Here is a 16416-nt window from a genome sequence, read left to right on the forward strand (position 1 = left end):
GCTTCACACTCCTTGTTCGATCGCTTTGTTCTTCTTGCGGCTTGCGCCGTAGCTGTACAGGCAGGCGCCTGTGAAAATCACGTTGACGACGCTCCAGGCGAGCGCGGCGTCGGGGCTGTACCAGGTCGTCAGGTCGAAGGCCGGCAGGTTCATCAGCGGGGTGTCGCCGGCGATGGTGCGCACAAACAGGTAGAAGCCGAAGGTGTAGGCACGGGCCTGGAAGTACAGGTCGGAGCGGCGCAGGAGCAAGGCGTAGGCCACCGGCGCCAGCAACAACGGCAGTGCGTAGCCGAAGGTGGTGATCCGCGCCGAGTACAGGAAGCACAGGTTCCAGGTGGTGTACAGGTAGGGCCAGTAGGCAGGAACGTGCACCACGAAATCACTGTGGCGGCCAGAGATCTCCCAGTGCTGGCGGGAGTACGGCAGGCACAGGATCAGGCCCACGGCGGCGACGATGTTGAGGACGTTGCCGGTTTGCCAGTCGATCACCGAGGCTTCGATGATGTTGAGCACGATCACCACGTAGATGAGCTTGTAGATGAAACCTTCCATTTTCGGCCTGTACCTGGCGTAAGCCAGGAAGCACATGGGCAGCAGCACGCTGATGGTCTTGATGCGCATGAACAGGTTGGCGTTCGGCACCAGCAACGCCGGCAGCGACAGCACGAAGAAGGTCAGGCCCACCAGGCGGTAGCGCCTGAACAGCTCGGCGACCAATAGAAAAACTGCGAAAAGAACCAGCATCAACAACAAGGTGTTCGGCATGAGGTGTTTCCCTACTCATTCATGGATCGACGTGGGGCAGGCGCGAATGCCGGGCACGGCAAAGCCTGCCGCGCGCGGCGCCAGGCCAGAGGCCCGGTGCCGTGGAGCAATGGACGGATTACGTGGGTGTGGGGTTTGCCAAGTGGGCCGCGACGCGGCCTGGCTCAGGCCTTGCCGAGCACGTGGGCCTCAGCCTCAAGCCATTTCCTGATGGCTTCGGGCATTGGCGCGGTAGTGGGTTCGACCTTGAGCTTTTCGGCGATCACCGCGTTGGCGACCAGGCCTTTGCGACCGACCCAGGCGCCCTTGGAATAGCCAGTCACCACCACTTCACCGGCACGGTTGAAGAAGGTGTACTGGAAGTAGGTCCAGTTCTCGTCGAGGCAGCAGATGCTGAACTCGGCGGTATACTGCTCGAACATGGAAAGTTGCTTTTTATAGACGACCAGATTACCGCCGAGCATGGGCTTCCAGCCCAACTTGAAGGCAGGAATGAGGATTTTCGCGCGCAGGCAAAGTTCCAGCATGAACAGATCGGCAATCGTCATGTAACGGCCATTGTTCATGTGTTTATTGATGTCTATATCGTTTGGCCAGACCCGCAGCGTTCGCTGCAGCGTGTCGGTCAGGGCCATCGGCGGCTTGAAGAAACCGCGCAGAACAGCCAGCAACAGACGGATGTAGAGATTCATCCGGTTATCCCTCCCTAGGATTTTTATTATCGTTCCCTGTTCGGCCACCCGTAGTTTTTCGGGTGGCCGCAAGCGGCGCGTTGCAGGCCTGCTTGTTTAATTCCGGAGCGGGGCGAAAGCTAACAGCTTTCACCAGAAGCAACCAGTGCCAACAGCCTCAATTAAACGGAAAAACACAACTGAATAACCGGTCACGTTTGGACTTTATATCCAATTGATGCTGAAACGTTTGTTGGTTGATGAAATATCTATCCGTGGTGATGCACATCAGTCTGTGGTGCTGCTCAGTGCCTGGCGCAGTGCCTCGGGCAGCTCAACCGGTTGCTTGCTTTCGGGGCAGACGCATACCTGGGTCATGCTGGCGCGGAAACATGCCTCGCCACTGGCTCCGAACCCTTCCACGGCGAAGCTGAACGATGTGCGGCCGAGCGGCCCGCTGCTGACGTGCACGCGGATCAGGTCGTCCCAGGCCATCGGCGCCAGAAACTCGATGGACAATGCCCGCGCTGGCGGCATGACGCCCATGGCGAACAGCTTGCGCAGACCTTCGCCGCCCAGCCGATGGGAGAGAAACTCGTGGATCGCCTCGATGACGAAGTAACTGATACGCGGCGTATAGACGATCCCGGCAGGGTCGCAATCGCCGAACAGGATCTTGCGGGTGGTGACGAAAGGCATGGGGTGATTGCTCCGTGCAGTGGATGCCTGGCAGCCGATAGTAACCGTTCAGGGTCTCTTGGGGCTGGAGCGTTTGCTTGGCAGCCCCGCGCCTGTGAGCCTTGTGCCGAAAACGTGAAAGAACCGGCCAACTGCACTTTCCAATGCTGATGGCATAAGATGCTGCTGAATGGTTTCTCCCCTTAAGGATGCCCGATGCTGACCGCCCTGCTGTTCGATCTCGATGGGACCCTCACCGATACCGACACCCTGCACTTGCAAGCCTTCCGCCAGCTGCTGCACGACCACGATGGCCGCGAGCTGACCCAGGAACAGTTCAACACCCAGGTCAGCGGACGCTCCAACGGCCTGTTGTTCGCCGAGCTGTTCCCTCAGGCCGATGCCGCCCACCGCCAGGCCCTGGCCGAGCGCAAGGAGGCGTTGTTCCGCGAACTGTCGCCAACCCTGACACCAATGCCCGGCCTGCTGCGCCTGCTGGCACATGCCGAGCGGCACGGCATCGGCATGTGCGTGGTGACCAACGCGCCGCGCCTGAACGCCGAGCACATGCTTGGGGCCATGGGCGTTGGCGAGCGTTTCGCTCAGGTTCTGGTCGCCGATGAGCTGGCACGGCCCAAACCCGATCCCCTGCCCTACCTCACCGGGCTGCAGTGCCTGCAGGCCCAGGCCGGGCAGGCGTTGGCCTTCGAGGACTCGCTGCCTGGCGTCAAGGCGGCTGTCGATGCAGGCATCTTTACCGTGGGCCTGGCCACTACCCAGCCGGCCGAACGACTGCTGGAGGCCGGAGCGCGGTTGGTGATCGAGGACTATGACGATCCGCGGTTGTGGGACATCATCGCGCGGATGCAGGCCACGGCCTGAACGATTGCTGCTTCTGGCATTGCGCGGTAGGTCGAGTTGAGTCCTGCGAGCGTTCGAGCCGTTGCCGTTGCCGTTGCCGTTGCCGTTGCCGTTGCCGTTGCCGATCAAGAGTCTAGCGCCCTACCCAGCTAGCGACAGCTGCGTCATCCCAGGCGCCGCCCGTTACTTCGCGACTTCAGGAGGCCGAACGCAGGTCTTGCCAAGCGCTACGCCCCAGGATGGGGCGTTCAGCGCGGTCCTCCCGGGAGCAAGGCCGGAGTGAGGGGACCCCGGAGCGAAGCGTAGGGGCCGGATGAATGGAGCGAGCATTTTTTGGTTCCTTTTTGATGCTTCAAAAAGGGACCCGCCGTAAGGGCGGAAAGGTGATTATGCGTCACCATCGCAATTGAATGCGTATATAACTTTCGAGACACACGCTGTGTAAGTCAAAGTCAGTCGGCATCGGTTCTTATAGTTGTAAGTGCATTCATTTGCGATGTCGACGCAAAGTCACCTTTTCACCTTTATGGCCATCCCTTTCAAGGTCTTCGGTAGAATTCGCTGAAATCCAGTCAGGAAGACCCGAGCGATGTGGGCTGATGTACTAGCGCGATTCGAGAAAAAAGCACCCGCCAGCGTAATGGCCAAACTTGCCTTGGAGCAGGCCATTGCGCCGGAGTGGGTCGATCAGGTTTTCGAGGAGCACCGCCAACGGCAGTATTCTCGCGAGCTGCTGTTCTCGACCATTATCAAGTTGATGTCGCTTGTTTCATTGGGCTTGAAGCCATCGCTGCATGCTGCGGCAAGACAACTGGACGACCTTCCCGTCAGCCTGGCAGCTCTGTACGACAAGATCAGTCGAACCGAACCTGCCCTGTTGCGTGCTCTGGTGACAGGCTGCGCGCAGCGCTTGGCGCCGACAATCCATGAGTTGGGCTGCTCAGCCATGCTTCCTGATTGGCAAGTTCGGGTGGTCGATGGCAGCCACTTGGCCTCTACCGAAAAGCGTCTTGGCGCGCTGCGCCAAGAGCGCGGAGCGGCTCGCCCCGGGTTTTCGGTGGTGGTTTACGACCCCGACCTGGATCAGGTAATTGACCTCCAGCCGTGCGAGGACGCCTACGCAAGCGAACGAGTTTGTGTTTTGCCGTTGCTGGCTGAAGCAAAGACCAATCAGGTTTGGATCGCTGACCGTCTCTACTGCACGCTGCCTGTAATGGAGGCGTGCGAACAGGTGAATACATCATTTGTCATTCGCCAGCAGGCCAAGCATCCACGCTTGATCCAGGAAGGTGAGTGGCAAGCACCGATGCCCGTCGCCACAGGCACTGTGCGCGAGCAATCCATCGAAGTAAAAGGCGGGCACCGCTGGCGACGTGTCGAGTTAACGCTTCATTCACCAAACGACTCAGGTGATAACAGCTTGATGTTCTGGAGCAACCTGCCCGAGAGCATCAGTGCGCAACAGATCGCAGACTTCTATCGGCGCCGCTGGAGCATTGAAGGGATGTTCCAGCGGTTGGAAGCAATTCTGGAAAGTGAAATTGAAACCCTCGGCAGTCCGCGAGCCGCCTTGCTTGGATTCACCACTGCCGTGCTGGCATACAACGTTCTGGCCTTGCTCAAGCGAAGTGTTGAACAGGCTCACCGCGATGCCTTGCCCGAGAATTGGGAAGCCTCGATCTATCACTTGGCGGTGCAGATCAGAGGGGGTTACGAAGGCATGCAGATTGCCCTGCCATCCGAGTACATGCCCGTTGTTCCGATGGAAAACCTGGCTCAGCGCCTGCTGGAGCTGGCCAGAAACATCCAGCCCAGACAGGTTGCGAAAAGCCCACGAGGTCCCAAGGTGCCCAAAGCGAAGGCCTGGGTGCAAGGGACCGCTGTACATGCTCATGTTTCGACGGATCGGGTCATCAAGGCCGCCAAAACCAAAAGACCTTGAAAGGGATGACCTTTATGGCGACCTTCCTTAACACGCGGGCATTAAGAAGGCAAAAACCGCTCGCAGGGTATGACTCAGGCTTCAGGCCCTCGCGACGAGGCCTCGGCCTGCACAGTCCTGCCCTTGGCCGGTGGCGTCAGGCGCAGCACCCGGTCGCGGCCGCCCTCGGCGAGCAGGTATCCACCCTTGCCATCCGGAACGATGGCCTGCGGTGCCTTCAGGTAGCTGAGAACCGTATGGCGCGTACCATCACCGTCGATACGCAACAGCCTCGCGCGATGGGTCGAATCCTCGCTGATCCACAGCCCGCGCTGGTCGCAGAGCAGGAAGGTCGGGTTGCGCAGACCTTCGATCACCACCGGGTCATTCCCGCCTTCGCTCAACGCACGAATCTTGCCGGTGGCCTTTTCGGTATACAGCAGACGCCCGTCGGCGCAACGGGTCAGGCCCTCGGTTTCGGTAAGCCCTGAGCGCAACACGTCGAGCTCGCCGCTCTGCCAGTCATATCGCATCAACCGCCCATCCCCCTTGCGGTCCTCGATGGCGTAAAGATGCTGGCCATCGTTGTACAACCCCTGCACGTTGTTGCCGTCGAACAGCTGACTGACCTGGCCATCGCGCGACACGCTGACCGGTGCCCCGCCGACCTCCTGGCTGAACGCCCAGCCACCGTTGACGGCGACCATGCCGTCCGGCTTGGACAGGCCTTCGAGCACCACCACGCGGTCCCCCTCGGCAGTAATACGCAGGATGCTGCCCTTGCCGCCGTTGAGCTCGCGGCTGACCAGCAGGCTGCCGTCGTCCTGAGGCAGCAGCGAAGCGGCCCGGGTCACCGAGTTATGCAGCACCTGCACGTTCCAGCCCTCGGCGGCCTGTACCGGGTAGAAGGTCTGCCAGGCGAAAAAGCCCAAGGCACAGGCCGCCAGGCCCGTGGTGGCCGCCAGGGCGAGGCGGACACCGCGTTTGGGTAGCACATGCGTCATCAAGTCGGCTCCTGGAAAGTGCGGGCGATGCTAGCAAGGTGATGTGAAAAAAATGTCGACGCCACGATTTCCAGGCGTTTTCCTGCACACATCATTCAGTAAATGGATACCGGGTATTTCAACATTTAATTTGTGGATGACAGCGCCCGCCCCCTATGCTGTCCCGGCATCCCCTGCACGCACCGGCCGGTGTGGTCCAAGGCATGGGGAGAGAACAACAAAGTCGAGACCGTTCATGTCGAAACCTTCCTACTTCGCCCCCCACGGTGGGCACCCGGCTCAGACCGAGCTGCTGACTGACCGTGCCATGTTCACCGAAGCCTATGCCGTCATCCCCAAGGGCGTGATGCGTGACATCGTCACCAGCCACCTGCCGTTCTGGGACAAGATGCGCATGTGGGTCATCGCCCGTCCGCTGACCGGTTTCGCCGAGACCTTCTCGCAGTACATCGTAGAAGTCGCCCCCGAAGGCGGCAGCGAGCGCCCTGAACTGGACCCGAACGCCGAAGCGGTGCTGTTCGTGGTTGAAGGCGAGATCGACGTCACCGTCGAAGGCAAGCACCATACCCTCGTGCCGGGCGGCTACGCCTTCCTCGCCCCCGGCGCCGACTGGAGCCTGCGCAACAACAGCAAGGCCAACGTCACCTTCCACTGGCTGCGCAAGCACTACCAGAAGGTCGAGGGCCTGCCGGTTCCCGAGTCGTTCGTCACCCACCGCGACAACGCCACCGTCATCGAGATGCCGGGCACCGAAGGCGCCTGGAAGACCACCCGCTTCGTCGACATGGCCGACATGCGCCATGACATGCACGTGAACATCGTGACCTTCCAGCCTGGCGGCGTGATACCGTTCGCCGAGACCCACGTCATGGAACACGGCCTGTACGTCCTGGAAGGCAAGGCGGTATACCGCCTGAACCAGGACTGGGTCGAGGTCGAGGCCGGTGACTTCATGTGGCTGCGCGCCTTCTGCCCGCAAGCTTGCTACTCCGGCGGCCCGGGTCCGTTCAGCTACCTGCTGTACAAGGACGTCAACCGTCACGTGCACCTGACGCTCAACCCGCAGCGTTGATGACCTTGCAGGAGCGGCAGCCCGTCGCTCCTGCAGTCTTGAGCCATACTGAGCGGACAGCCCCTTCCCGGCCTCCCGCCATGACCTTCCATCGCCTTCTACTTGCCCTGCTGCTCCTACTGCCGGGCGCATTGCCGTGGGCAGACGACTGGCAACTCGCGCACCAGGAAGACGGCATCGACGTCTACCTGGCAAACGTCAGCGGTTCGGCCTACCAGCAGTTTCGCGGCGTCACCCGGATCAAGGCCAGCGTCCGTACCCTGAGCGAGCTGCAGGAAAACCTGCGCGTGGCCTGCAAATGGCTGTACGCCTGCGCCGACATGCGCCTGCTGGAAGTGGACGGCGATACCACCTGGGTCTACCTGACCACCGCCCTGCCCTGGCCGGCCAAACCCAGGGACATGGTGCTCAAGGTGCGTACCGAGCGCCTGGACGACGACTCCCTGGTCCGCCACCTGAGCGCCGAGCCCGGGCGGGTACCGACCGAACCCGGGCTGATCCGCGTGCGCCGGCTCAGCGGCGAATGGATCATGCGCCCCTTGGGCGAGCGCGATACCGAGGTCACCTACCAGCTGCGTGCCGACCCGGCCGGTGATGTGCCGGGTTGGCTGGCCAACCGCTTCGTGGTGGATGCGCCGATGGTCACCCTGCGCACCCTGCGCGCCGTGGCCGAACGCCAGCCGTAAAGCTCAGCGGCTGCGCAGCAGCAGCGACGCCGCGGCGCAGGCCAGCAGCGCCACGCACGACAGGTAGAACGCATCCGAATAGGCCATCAGGTACGCCTGCTCGCGCACGCTCTGGTCGATCAACGCCAGCGTCTGCATGACCTGTGGCGACTGCGGGTCGACCATGCCGCCCGGCAGGCGCTGTTGCAGCGCGCCGTCGAACAGCGTCAGCCCTTCGCCGACCCGCACCGAATGAAAGCGCTCGCGCTGCGACACCAGTTGCGTCAGCAACGCCGTGCCCAGCGCGCCGCCGAGGTTGCGCAGCATCGAGATCAGCGCCGAGGCCGAGCCGGCCTGGGCCTTGTCCAGGCCTTTCACCGCCAGGACCGACAGCGCCACCATGATCAGCGGCTGGCCGATGCCGCGCACCACGGTCGAGGGGATGATCACATTACTGCCCGAGTCCACTGTCAGCGTCGACCCCAGCCAACAGCCCAGGGCCATGATGGCGAAGCCGCTGGCCACCAGCAGCTTGGCGTTGAGCCAGCGCATCAGCCGGGGCAGCAGCGGCGCCAGCAGTAGCTGGACCATGCCGTAGGCGATCAGGCTCTTGCCGATCTCGCTGGCACTGTAGCCCTGTACCAGCGACAGGTAGTTGGGCACCAGGAACACCAGACCGAAGGTGGCCGCGCCGAACACCGCCATGGCCAGGCTCGACACGCCGAAGTTGTAGCTGCCCAACAGCCGCAGGTTGATGAACGGCCGCGCGCCCCACAACTGACGCTGGATGAACAGCGCCAGGGCGATCACTGCGACGAGGCTGAAGCCGACGATGAAGCGGGACTCGAACCAGTCCTTGCGCCCCCCCTCCTCCAGCACCACCTGCAATGCCCCCAACCCCAGCGCCATGGCCACAATGCCCAGCCAGTCGGCCTGGCGCAAAGCGCCGCGGTCTCCGGCCTGGCCCTTGATCGACCAGGCCACCGCCGTCAGCAGCGCCACCCCCGGCGGCAACTGCAGCAGGAAGATCCAGCGCCAGGAATACATGTCGGTGAGCCAACCACCGATCGACGGGCCGGCGGCCTGGGCCACGCTGTTGGACAGGCTGAACAGCGCCATGCCCAGCGCCAGGCGGCTGGCCGGCAGCTCGGTGATGATCAGTTGCATCGACAGCGGGATCAGCACCGCGCCCGAGGCGCCCTGGATCACCCGCAAGGCGATCATCGCCTCCAGGCTACCGGCCATCGCGCAGCTCACCGAGCTGACCAGAAACACCGCCGAGCCCACCAGCATCACCCGGCGCAGCGAGAACACCTGCACCAGCCAGGCGGTCAAGGGGATCATGCTGATCTCGGCCACCAGGTAGGCGGTGGAAATCCAGGACCCTTCCTCGAAGCTGGCCCCCAGCGCGCCCTCGATCTCGGGCAAGGCAGCGCTGGTGACGTGGACGTTCATGCCAGCCATGAAGCAGCCGAACAAGCCGCCGATAACCGCCACCCAGGCACGCAGGGAGACTTTGTCCTCAGCGCTCATGGCGGGCCTGCCGGGTGTCGACGGTGGCGATCACCGACATGCCGGGCAGCAACCGTGGGCTGTCATCGCCCTCTGGGTCGAGGTGGATACGCACCGGGAAGCGCTGGACGATCTTGGTGAAGTTGCCGGTGGCGTTGTCTGGCGGCAGCAAGGCGAACACGGCACCGGAGCCCGGCGAGACGCTGTCCACGGTACCGCGCCAGTGCTGGCCGAAGGTGTCCACTTCCAGTGTCACCGCCTGGCCGGGACGCATGTGCGCCAGCTGGGTTTCCTTGAAGTTGGCGACCACGTACGCCTGCGCCACCGGCACCACAGCCAGCAGCGGCAGGCCGGGGGTGACGTACTGCTGTTGGCGCACCTTGCGCTGGCCGACCACGCCATCGAAGGGCGCGCGGATTTCGGTGTCGGCCAGGGCGCTGCGGGCCAGGTCGGCCTCGGCAGCAGCCTGGTCGAGGTCGGCCTGGCGCTGCAGCAACTCGGCCTCCAGCTGCTTGCCCTGCTGCTCCAGCATCGTCTTGCGTGCGTGCTGGCGGGCCAGTTCGGCATCAGCGGCGCGCTGCAGCGCCTGAGACTGGATGCGGGTGGCGCGGGCCTGCTCCATCCGCTGCACACTGACCGCCTGCCATTGCGCCAGGTGCTGGTAACGCTGCCAGTCGGCCTCGGCCCGCTGCGCCTCGCCTCGGCTACCGCCGCGTTCGGCATCGGCGCGGGCGATGGCGTGGGTCTGCTCGTCTTGCTCGGCGACGAAGGCGCGAAGGCGCATGCGCTGTACTTGCAATGCCGCCTCACTCACCGCCAGGTGCGCCTCAGCCTTGCGCAGGCGGTCGCGAAAATCGCGCGCGTCCAGGCGTACCAGCAGGTCGCCGGCCTTGACCGTGGCGTTGTCCGCCACTGCTACCTCGGCCACGTAACCACTGACCCGAGCACTGATCGGCGCCCAGTCGGCGCGCACGTAGGCGTCGTCGGTCTGTTCCAGGAAACGCCCGTCGAGCCACCAGTAGGCGCCATAGGCCGCCACCAGCAAACCCAGGCCCCCGGCCAGGCCGAAGCGCAGCAGGCGCTGACGGCGCCGGGCGCGAATTTGCTCGAGGGTGTGCTGGGGATCTGGGCTGACCGCCTGGTTCATGCTGGGCTCCATCCGGTGGGGGGGAGCGCCAGAGTACGGAATCTGAGATTGTCGTTCGCTCGCGAACAGGCCTTCAATCGTCGCAAAATGGACAGCAGATCAACCCTGCGAGCGGACCGCTTTCAATGTTGCAAGAACGCCACTACCTGCTCTGTGGCCATTATCGGATCTTCCTGCATGAAACAGTGTCCCCCCGCTACCTGCTGCGCGCTCACCTGGCCATTGAGTGCCACCAGGCGCTGCACCGAGTGCGGCACGAACGGATAGGTCTGCTCACCGTACAGGATCCGCGTCGGCGTCTGGACACGGCTCAGTTGCTGCCACATGCGCTCGGGGAACGAGCTGAATATCTCCACCTCTCGGCTGGGCCGGCACTTGAGCACCACCCCCTCCCCGCAATCGCCTATGGCGTGCTCCACATAGGCCTGCAAGGCCGCATCGGTCCAGCCCTTGAAGATACCGCGCCCCTGCAGCGAGGCCTGGGCCGCCTCACGGTCGGGCCAATGGCTGCGGCGGGTGGCCGCCTTGCGCGCCAGGGCATGACGCCGATGCAGGCCGACCATGGCAGCGGCGCCCATCACCCCGATCATGCGCCTGCTGAACAGGACCGGATCCAGCAGCACCGCACGCTGGAACAACTGCGGCTCGGCAGCCAGGATCAAGCCAGTGAGCACGCCACCGAAACTGTGGCCCAAGGCAAAGCGCGGCACGTCGCCATAGTCGCCGCGGCCGGCCTCGAAGGCCTCCACCGCCAGCGCTGCGGTGCGGTTCCAGCCAAGGAACACGCCACCATGGTCGCTGTCGCCATGGCCCTGGACATCGCTCAGCCACAGGTCGAAATGTTCGCCCAGGCGCATCAGCATGGGCTGGTAGGCCAGGCTGCAGAAGCCATTGCCATGCAGGAAATGCAGCAGCGGCCTGCCACTGGCGGGGGTGCGCCATCCGCGCAGGGTGAAACCTTCGGCGCATTCATGGGACCAGGGAATCAACTCCATCGACTGCACTCATCGGTTCTAGGAAAACGCCGATTCTACAAACAGCAGCGGATACAGTGAAATCACCAGCAGCAGGGCCATCAGGACATTGAACAGCACCACCGCGCGCGGATTGCGCAGCAGGTTGCGCAAGGCACTGCCGAACATCACCCAGATGCCGACGCTGGGCAGGTTCACCAGGGCGAACACCGTGGCGATGACGATCACGTTGAACACGTAGCCCTGGGCCGGGGTGTAGGTGGTGATCGCCCCGATCGCCATCACCCAGGCCTTCGGGTTGACCCACTGGAACGCCGCGGCTCCCCAGAATCCGAGCGGTTTGCGGCTGCCATTGGTGTCGCCGGACATCGGCCCTGAGGTGGCAATCTTCCAGGCCAGGTACAACAGGTAGGCCGCGCCCGCGTAGCGCAGGATGCTGTACAACGGTGGCCAAGCCTTGAACACCTCGCCAAGCCCAAGACCAACCGCCAGCACCATCACCATGAAGCCGACGCTGATGCCCAGCGCGTGGGGAATCGTGCGGCGCACGCCAAAATTGACCCCCGAGGCCAGCAGCATGGTGTTGTTCGGACCGGGAGTAATGGAAGAGACGAAGGCGAACAGGACGAACGCGCTGAGCAGATCGAGCGAGGCAAGCATGGCGGCAGTTCCGGCTTTTCTGATTATCGAAATGCCACGGTAGCGGAGGCTTGTAGGAAATGACCGGTACAGTTACGCAGAATTGAATGAATACACATTTCTGTTTCACTCAATTGCGTGCCTCCACGCCATCGTCGCAGCAAAGCTGCGGCGAATCTTCCGCCAGACACCTGGCGGTCTTCCCTCATCCTACCTGACACTACTGAAGCCTTCGCACCCTATCCCGCACAAGGAAGCCCCATCATGCCCGTGACCATCCGCCCCGCAGTCCTGGCCGACGCCACCCAGATCCTGGCCTTCATCACCGAGCTGGCCGACTACGAGCGCGCCCGCCACGAAGTGGTGGCGACCCTCGCCGACATCGAGCACAGCCTGTTCGACCCGGGCAGCACAGTGCGCAGCCTGATTTGCGAGCGCGACGGCCAGGCCATCGGGTTCGCCGTGTATTTCTACAGCTACTCCACCTGGCTGGGGCGCAACGGTATCTACCTCGAGGATCTCTACGTCACCCCGCAGCAACGCGGTGACGGCGCGGGGCGCAAGCTGCTGCGGCACATCGCCCGCGAGGCGGTGGAAAACGGCTGTGGGCGCCTGGAGTGGAGCGTGCTGGACTGGAACGAACCGGCCATCGGCTTTTACCAGTCGCTGGGTGCCGAGCCTCAGGACGAGTGGATCCGCTATCGTCTCGACGGCGAGCGCCTGCGTCAGTTCGCCGAGGGCTGAGGCGCCTCGCCCCAGAACGACGCCTGGGCCAGTACCGGCACCTCGACGCGGCTGCGCTGGCCGCCGCGCTCGATCACCAGGCCGCGCCCCTCGATGGCCACCAGGCGCACCCCGCGAGCCAGCTCCTCGCCACTGCGCACGGCGCGTGCCGGGCCACCATCGAGGCTGACGATGGCCACGGCGCCTTGGCTGCCGGTCATCACCCCGCTGACCTGGATCTGCACCTGCAGGGGAATATCGGCAAACCATCGCCCGGCCGGTGTTCCGGCCACTACCGGGGCATCGGCAGCCCGGACCGTGGCCTGACCCGCCGCTGGCGGCCACAACAGTTGCCCCCAGGTCGCCAGCCCGGCCATGGCGACCAGCAGCCCCAGCGCCTGCAACAACAGCCCGAGTGACAAGTCGGGACGAACGATACGCATGGTCACGCGCTCCTTGTGTGCCTGCGCCCAAGCATACCGGGTGATTCTCACGGTTTTGTTTCACACGCCGATCATCTTGCTCGGGCAAGCTGCCTTGCCAGGACAAGGAGCGCCCCGTGAACGGACAACGTGGTTTCACCCTGATCGAACTGATGGTGGTGCTGGTGATCGTCGGCATCGCCAGCGCCGCCATCAGCCTGAACATTCGCCCCGATCCGGGCAAGCAGTTGCGCGCAGACGGCGAGCGCCTGGCGCGCTTGCTGGAGCTGGCGCAAAGCGAAGCCCAGGCTGACGGTCAGCCGCTGCACTGGCAGAGCGACCGCGACGGCTACCGCTTCGTGCGCGCCGATGGCCAGGTGCTGGCGGAGGGACCACTCAAGCCGCGCCGCTGGCAGGCCGAGACAGTGAAGGTGCAGGCCGAGCCCCGTGGCGCGGTGTGGCTCGATGGCGAGTGGATCGGCGCCCCCCTGACACTGCGCCTGCACAGCGGCACGCTGCGGCTGGAACTGGCGCGCAACGCCGCCGGGCAGGTGCGGGTGAGCCAGCCATGACCCGCCAACGCGGTTTTACCCTGATCGAAGTGATGATCGCCATCCTGCTGATGGCGGTGGTCAGCCTGATCGCCTGGCGTGGCCTGGACAGCGTCAGCCGCGCCGACCAGCACCTGCGCCAGGCCAGCGATGACCATCAGGCGGTGATGCGTGTACTGCAACAGCTGGAGCGCGACCTGGCCTTGCGCGCCACGGTGGAACTGGTCGAGCCGGTGTTGCCCGGCCACGAGCCGCCGGGCAAGCCCTTGCTACCCGCCATGCGCGCCCGCGCCGAGCGCCTGGAGCTGGTGCGCGCCGGTGCCGTGTCTGGCAGCGGCCTGCAGCGGGTGCGCTGGTATGTGCGCGGCAGCACCTTGTACCGCGCCGCCGCGCCACTGCGCGAAGGCTTCCCATTGCCCGCGCCGAAAGCCGCGGTGGCGGTGCTGGACAACGTCAGCGCATTCAGCCTGCGCACCTGGCAGGCCAAGGGCGGCTGGCGCTCCCCGGCCAGCGAGGCCGACGACAACCCCATCGGGCTCGAGGTGCGCCTGAACCGGCGCGGTCCCCAGGGCGAGGAACACTACCGCCAGGTGCTGGGGCCATTCAACTGACCAGCACCACCCCGCCGGGCAGTTCCAGGCAGCGCGCGCCATAGGCGACGCGGATCAGTTCGGCGGCCTGGCGCAACTGATCGAAACTGAACCGCGCCTGCACCCGGCGGCGCCCCAGTGACGGGTTGAGCAGTACCAGGCGCCCGGGGCGGTAGCGGTTGATCTCGTCGATTACCTGGGTCAATGGTGCATCACGGAACACCAGCATGCGCTCGCGCCAGGCCGTCACCTGGCCAATGTCGAAGGCCTCGGGCACGCCGACGCCTTGCGCGCCATAACGCAACTGGCGGCCGGCCGGCAGCGCCTCGAGCCGGCCCTGGGCAAAGATGCGCAGCTCGCCACTCAGGCAGGTGACGCATACGCTGTCGTCGTCCTCGCGCACATTGAATCGGGCCTGCTCGGTACTGATCACCCCTTCCTGCGCCCGCACCTGCATGGGCTGGCGGGCCTGCACTTCGATTTCGCCTGCCAGCAGGGCGATACCCTGTGCCTCGCGGCTGACGCGTGTGCGTACATTCAGCTCCAGTTCGATGCCAGGCGCCAGTTCGACCCGCTGCTGCTCATCCACCTGGGTGGCGAACGCCGCAGGCGGCGCCATGGCCTCGTCCAGCCAGCCGCCACGCCAGGCAACCACCGCCAGTGACGCGGCCAGCGCCCCGCCCAACAACGCCCGGCGCCCGAGCAGCGGCGCCGATGGCGCCTGGCTGGCTTGCTGCGCCGCTGGCCCGAGCAAACACCAGAGCTGACGCGCCTGGGCGAACGCCTCGGCGTGCGCCGGGCTGCGCGCGCACCACTGGTGCAGGGCCCGGGCATCGGCCTGGGTGGCCTGGCCGGAGGTCAGCCGCAACAGCCAGCCCTGGGCCTGGCGCTGCAAGTCGGGATCGGGCGGAATCTGGGGCATGGTGCTCACATGAAGAGGTCGACTATCGTTCAAGACGGTTTTCCCGCGCCGGGACCGAAGCGCTGAAACACTTTTCTGTCCAGACGCATCGCGCAATGCCCCAGCGCCGCCTTGAGTTCCTTTTCCACGGTGCGTGTGGAAATGCCGAAACGCTGGGAGATTTCCTGGTGCGAGGCCTCTTCCAGCCGCGCGGCGATGAAGATCCGCCGACGTCGGGCTGGCAGTTCGTAGAGCGCGCCCAGCAGGCTCTGGATCTCGCGCTGGCCGCCGACGATGCGGGCCGGGTCCTGGTCCTCGGCCACCTGCAGCAGCGTTTCGATCTCGGCGCCGGTGAGCAGCCGGGCATCGGCCTCGCGGCGGTCGGCGGCAACGTTCAAGGCCATGCGGTACAGGTAGGCACCAGGCTTGTGCAGGTCGTGCGCGGCGTCCATGCGATCCACCCGCAGGTAGGTTTCCTGCAGCACATCGTTGGCCAGGTCATCCGAGCCGAGCCGGCGCCTCAGGCGGACCCTGAAGGTGTCGTAGGAGGTCAGAAACAGCTTGACCAGCGCACTGTCCCGAGGTTTGTTCATGCCGCCGCAGCTCCTTGCGAAAGAGGGCAATCCATAGGTTCTGGGCGCAGCAACAGGGTCAGCGGCTGTGCCAGTGAAGTCGGCGGCGCCTGCTCCAGGCGCACCGCCCGCAGCCGCTCGACCAGCGCGGCATCGCGGGCAAAGTCGCCCGTGGAGGCCAGCAGCCGGCTCTGCACCAGCTGCCCGCTGGCATCGATCCAGACCTGCACGGCCGCCCGGTAGCTGCCCGGGCGGGTCGACGGCCAAGCGCACAGAGCGCGCTCGACCGCGTGTTGCAATGCCACCGCATAACTGCCCGACGCCGGGCCTTCACTCCGGCCACGCCCCGGCGTTGTGCGCAGGCGCAACGGTTGCAGGGTGAATCCACCACTGCCGTGGCGCGCCTGCAGGCCGGTCCCTTGCAACAAGCGCTGCAAACCCTCGCGCGCCGTGTAGCGGCCGCGCAGTGGGCTGGAGCGCTGGCCGGCGAGCAACGCCTGGTCGACCAGCACCGCCAGGCCACTCTGCCGGCCGAAGCTGTCCAGCGCCCGGTCCAGCGCCTGCGCCGGTAGATCGAAGGTCAGTAACGACTGGCCACGCGCCCCTGGCGCCGCCACCAACCAGGCCAGTATCAGCGCGCCGACCACAAGCAATGCACGCACGGGAGATCAGGCCTCCTTGCTGGCCGCCGTCGCCGGGGAAACGTCATCCTGGGGCCTGTGTATGACGCTGTGGTGACAGGCCTCGG

Annotated in this window: 19 protein-coding genes; 7 read left to right on the forward strand and 12 right to left on the reverse strand. The window is 64.7% G+C overall.

Annotation, left to right across the window (positions count from 1 at the left end; all coding sequences use genetic code 11):
- Window positions 1-3: 3 nt before the first annotated feature.
- The 3 genes from KHO27_RS10180 to KHO27_RS10190 all read right to left on the reverse strand — a co-directional run bounded on the left by KHO27_RS10180 (window position 4) and on the right by KHO27_RS10190 (window position 2135).
- Window positions 4-765, reverse strand: a complete 762-nt coding sequence (locus KHO27_RS10180) for a hypothetical protein (protein ID WP_110701360.1) — start codon at window positions 763-765, stop codon at window positions 4-6.
- 164 nt (window positions 766-929) lie between these two features.
- Window positions 930-1457 carry a thioesterase family protein gene (locus KHO27_RS10185; protein ID WP_052752599.1) on the reverse strand — a complete coding sequence of 176 codons (528 nt, stop codon included), beginning with the start codon at window positions 1455-1457 and terminating at the stop codon, window positions 930-932.
- Between the two features lie 267 nt (window positions 1458-1724).
- On the reverse strand, window positions 1725-2135 hold the full coding sequence (locus KHO27_RS10190) for an acyl-CoA thioesterase (protein ID WP_110701362.1): 411 nt from the start codon (window positions 2133-2135) through the stop codon (window positions 1725-1727).
- Between the two features lie 195 nt (window positions 2136-2330).
- Here KHO27_RS10190 and KHO27_RS10195 point away from each other — a divergent pair, with 195 nt between their 5' ends.
- Entirely contained in the window at window positions 2331-2996 is a 666-nt protein-coding gene (locus KHO27_RS10195; RefSeq protein WP_110701364.1) for an HAD family hydrolase, read from the forward strand.
- A gap of 619 nt (window positions 2997-3615) precedes the next feature.
- Window positions 3616-4917, forward strand: a complete 1302-nt coding sequence (locus tag KHO27_RS10200; protein WP_214500505.1) for an IS4-like element ISPpu8 family transposase — start codon at window positions 3616-3618, stop codon at window positions 4915-4917.
- Window positions 4918-4991: 74 nt separating this feature from the next.
- Here the strand turns inward: KHO27_RS10200 and KHO27_RS10205 are convergent, their stop codons facing one another.
- Window positions 4992-5900, reverse strand: a complete 909-nt coding sequence (locus KHO27_RS10205; RefSeq protein ID WP_110701366.1) for an NHL repeat-containing protein — start codon at window positions 5898-5900, stop codon at window positions 4992-4994.
- Window positions 5901-6135: 235 nt separating this feature from the next.
- Between KHO27_RS10205 and KHO27_RS10210 the strand changes: the two genes are divergently transcribed.
- Complete coding sequence (locus KHO27_RS10210; protein WP_023630973.1) at window positions 6136-6972, forward strand: bifunctional allantoicase/(S)-ureidoglycine aminohydrolase; 837 nt, start codon at window positions 6136-6138, stop codon at window positions 6970-6972.
- Between the two features lie 80 nt (window positions 6973-7052).
- Window positions 7053-7658, forward strand: a complete 606-nt coding sequence (locus tag KHO27_RS10215) for an START domain-containing protein (RefSeq protein WP_110701370.1) — start codon at window positions 7053-7055, stop codon at window positions 7656-7658.
- 3 nt (window positions 7659-7661) lie between these two features.
- On the opposite strand, the gene KHO27_RS10220 is transcribed toward KHO27_RS10215, so the two are convergent.
- The 4 genes from KHO27_RS10220 to KHO27_RS10235 all read right to left on the reverse strand — a co-directional run bounded on the left by KHO27_RS10220 (window position 7662) and on the right by KHO27_RS10235 (window position 11930).
- Window positions 7662-9170 carry an MDR family MFS transporter gene (locus KHO27_RS10220; protein ID WP_214501726.1) on the reverse strand — a complete coding sequence of 503 codons (1509 nt, stop codon included), beginning with the start codon at window positions 9168-9170 and terminating at the stop codon, window positions 7662-7664.
- Window positions 9160-10296: an HlyD family secretion protein gene (locus KHO27_RS10225; RefSeq protein ID WP_102683899.1), complete on the reverse strand. Its 1137-nt coding sequence runs from the start codon at window positions 10294-10296 to the stop codon at window positions 9160-9162. Before KHO27_RS10225 ends, KHO27_RS10220 begins: the two co-directional genes overlap by 11 nt.
- Before the next feature lie 122 nt (window positions 10297-10418).
- Entirely contained in the window at window positions 10419-11291 is an 873-nt protein-coding gene (locus KHO27_RS10230; protein WP_110701374.1) for an alpha/beta fold hydrolase, read from the reverse strand.
- An 18-nt stretch (window positions 11292-11309) separates the two neighbouring features.
- Window positions 11310-11930 carry a LysE family translocator gene (locus KHO27_RS10235; protein ID WP_110701376.1) on the reverse strand — a complete coding sequence of 207 codons (621 nt, stop codon included), beginning with the start codon at window positions 11928-11930 and terminating at the stop codon, window positions 11310-11312.
- A gap of 243 nt (window positions 11931-12173) precedes the next feature.
- Here KHO27_RS10235 and KHO27_RS10240 point away from each other — a divergent pair, with 243 nt between their 5' ends.
- Window positions 12174-12653: a GNAT family N-acetyltransferase gene (locus KHO27_RS10240; protein ID WP_110701378.1), complete on the forward strand. Its 480-nt coding sequence runs from the start codon at window positions 12174-12176 to the stop codon at window positions 12651-12653.
- Here the strand turns inward: KHO27_RS10240 and KHO27_RS10245 are convergent.
- Entirely contained in the window at window positions 12635-13075 is a 441-nt protein-coding gene (locus KHO27_RS10245; RefSeq protein ID WP_214501727.1) for a general secretion pathway protein GspC, read from the reverse strand. The two genes, KHO27_RS10240 and KHO27_RS10245, sit on opposite strands and share 19 nt — an antisense overlap.
- Window positions 13076-13191: 116 nt before the next feature.
- Here KHO27_RS10245 and KHO27_RS10250 point away from each other — a divergent pair, with 116 nt between their 5' ends.
- Window positions 13192-13626, forward strand: a complete 435-nt coding sequence (locus KHO27_RS10250) for a GspH/FimT family pseudopilin (protein ID WP_214501728.1) — start codon at window positions 13192-13194, stop codon at window positions 13624-13626.
- Window positions 13623-14216 (forward strand): type II secretion system protein GspJ, encoded by a 594-nt coding sequence (locus tag KHO27_RS10255; protein ID WP_102683895.1) that lies wholly within the window; start codon window positions 13623-13625, stop codon window positions 14214-14216. The genes KHO27_RS10250 and KHO27_RS10255 overlap by 4 nt, the downstream gene beginning before the upstream one ends.
- Here the strand turns inward: KHO27_RS10255 and KHO27_RS10260 are convergent.
- Genes KHO27_RS10260 through KHO27_RS10270 form a run of 3 tightly spaced genes read right to left on the reverse strand, consistent with a single transcriptional unit; the run spans window position 14209 to window position 16330 of the window.
- Window positions 14209-15117: a FecR family protein gene (locus KHO27_RS10260; RefSeq protein ID WP_214501729.1), complete on the reverse strand. Its 909-nt coding sequence runs from the start codon at window positions 15115-15117 to the stop codon at window positions 14209-14211. The genes KHO27_RS10255 and KHO27_RS10260 overlap by 8 nt on opposite strands.
- 29 nt (window positions 15118-15146) lie before the next feature.
- Complete coding sequence (locus KHO27_RS10265) at window positions 15147-15689, reverse strand: RNA polymerase sigma factor (protein WP_102683893.1); 543 nt, start codon at window positions 15687-15689, stop codon at window positions 15147-15149.
- Window positions 15686-16330 carry a secretin and TonB N-terminal domain-containing protein gene (locus KHO27_RS10270; RefSeq protein ID WP_250888437.1) on the reverse strand — a complete coding sequence of 215 codons (645 nt, stop codon included), beginning with the start codon at window positions 16328-16330 and terminating at the stop codon, window positions 15686-15688. Before KHO27_RS10270 ends, KHO27_RS10265 begins: the two co-directional genes overlap by 4 nt.
- Window positions 16331-16416: the final 86 nt, after the last annotated feature.

The organism is Pseudomonas sp. RC3H12 (assembly GCF_018596375.1).
In the GTDB taxonomy this organism is placed as follows: domain Bacteria; phylum Pseudomonadota; class Gammaproteobacteria; order Pseudomonadales; family Pseudomonadaceae; genus Aquipseudomonas.

What these genes read in the sequence shown, in the direction of transcription:
- KHO27_RS10180 (WP_110701360.1), bottom strand. Translation starts at nt 765, where the DNA reads ATGCCGAACACCTTGTTGTTGATGCTGGTTCTTTTCGCAGTTTTTCTA.
- KHO27_RS10185 (WP_052752599.1), bottom strand. Translation starts at nt 1,457, where the DNA reads ATGAATCTCTACATCCGTCTGTTGCTGGCTGTTCTGCGCGGTTTCTTC.
- KHO27_RS10190 (WP_110701362.1), bottom strand. Translation starts at nt 2,135, where the DNA reads ATGCCTTTCGTCACCACCCGCAAGATCCTGTTCGGCGATTGCGACCCT.
- KHO27_RS10195 (WP_110701364.1), top strand. Translation starts at nt 2,331, where the DNA reads ATGCTGACCGCCCTGCTGTTCGATCTCGATGGGACCCTCACCGATACC.
- KHO27_RS10200 (WP_214500505.1), top strand. Translation starts at nt 3,616, where the DNA reads ATGGCCAAACTTGCCTTGGAGCAGGCCATTGCGCCGGAGTGGGTCGAT.
- KHO27_RS10205 (WP_110701366.1), bottom strand. Translation starts at nt 5,900, where the DNA reads ATGACGCATGTGCTACCCAAACGCGGTGTCCGCCTCGCCCTGGCGGCC.
- KHO27_RS10210 (WP_023630973.1), top strand. Translation starts at nt 6,136, where the DNA reads ATGTCGAAACCTTCCTACTTCGCCCCCCACGGTGGGCACCCGGCTCAG.
- KHO27_RS10215 (WP_110701370.1), top strand. Translation starts at nt 7,053, where the DNA reads ATGACCTTCCATCGCCTTCTACTTGCCCTGCTGCTCCTACTGCCGGGC.
- KHO27_RS10220 (WP_214501726.1), bottom strand. Translation starts at nt 9,170, where the DNA reads ATGAGCGCTGAGGACAAAGTCTCCCTGCGTGCCTGGGTGGCGGTTATC.
- KHO27_RS10225 (WP_102683899.1), bottom strand. Translation starts at nt 10,296, where the DNA reads ATGAACCAGGCGGTCAGCCCAGATCCCCAGCACACCCTCGAGCAAATT.
- KHO27_RS10230 (WP_110701374.1), bottom strand. Translation starts at nt 11,291, where the DNA reads ATGGAGTTGATTCCCTGGTCCCATGAATGCGCCGAAGGTTTCACCCTG.
- KHO27_RS10235 (WP_110701376.1), bottom strand. Translation starts at nt 11,930, where the DNA reads ATGCTTGCCTCGCTCGATCTGCTCAGCGCGTTCGTCCTGTTCGCCTTC.
- KHO27_RS10240 (WP_110701378.1), top strand. Translation starts at nt 12,174, where the DNA reads ATGCCCGTGACCATCCGCCCCGCAGTCCTGGCCGACGCCACCCAGATC.
- KHO27_RS10245 (WP_214501727.1), bottom strand. Translation starts at nt 13,075, where the DNA reads ATGCGTATCGTTCGTCCCGACTTGTCACTCGGGCTGTTGTTGCAGGCG.
- KHO27_RS10255 (WP_102683895.1), top strand. Translation starts at nt 13,623, where the DNA reads ATGACCCGCCAACGCGGTTTTACCCTGATCGAAGTGATGATCGCCATC.
- KHO27_RS10260 (WP_214501729.1), bottom strand. Translation starts at nt 15,117, where the DNA reads ATGCCCCAGATTCCGCCCGATCCCGACTTGCAGCGCCAGGCCCAGGGC.
- KHO27_RS10265 (WP_102683893.1), bottom strand. Translation starts at nt 15,689, where the DNA reads ATGAACAAACCTCGGGACAGTGCGCTGGTCAAGCTGTTTCTGACCTCC.